The sequence below is a fragment of the Streptomyces sp. AC627_RSS907 genome (genome assembly GCF_019049165.1).
This window is the reverse complement of the sequence record NZ_JAGMUE010000419.1, coordinates 1-569: the sequence shown is the minus strand read 5'-3', so window position 1 is coordinate 569 and position 569 is coordinate 1. Positions and strand designations below refer to the sequence as shown.

General features: G+C 70.3%; 1 protein-coding gene. It reads right to left on the bottom strand.

Annotation, left to right across the window (positions count from 1 at the left end; translation table 11 throughout):
- On the bottom strand, positions 1-569 hold a 569-nt coding region (locus tag KUM32_RS36225), incomplete at both ends, for a S8 family serine peptidase (protein ID WP_217146146.1).

The window sequence follows — 569 nt, the reverse complement described above, 5'->3', positions numbered from 1 at the left end:
GTGCTGGTCAGCGCGGTGCGCAGGGTGGCCGGGGTCAGCTCGATGCCCCGCTGCTTGGCCGCCGAGAGCAGCAGCGCGGACGCGCCGGCCGCCTGCGGAGAGGCCATCGAGGTGCCCTGCAGCATGCTGTAGCCGACCGGCAGTTCGTAGCCGGCCTCCTTGACCGGCGAGCCGGGTATCCAGGTCTGCGTGGTGTTGATCGACGCGCCCGGGGCGACCAGGGTCGGCGTGAAGCCGCCGTCCTCACGCGGGCCGCGCGAGGAGAAGGGGAAGAGGTTGTACTTCCGCTTGACCTGCGAGCCGTAGTTGGCGGCCCAGGTCTCCTTCGAGACGCCGGCGCCCACGCTGATCACCTTGTTGGCCAGCGACGGGTCGCCGATGGTGTTGGCGCCGGGGCCGCTGTTGCCCGCGGAGATGACGAGCTGCACGCCGTAGGTGTCGATGAGCCGGGTGTACAGCTCCGAGCGCGCGTTGTTGCCGTCGTTCAGCGGCGGCAGGCCGCCGATCGACATGTTGACGATGTCCACGCCGCGCTGGGTGACGAGGTCGATCATGCCCTCGGTCAGCGC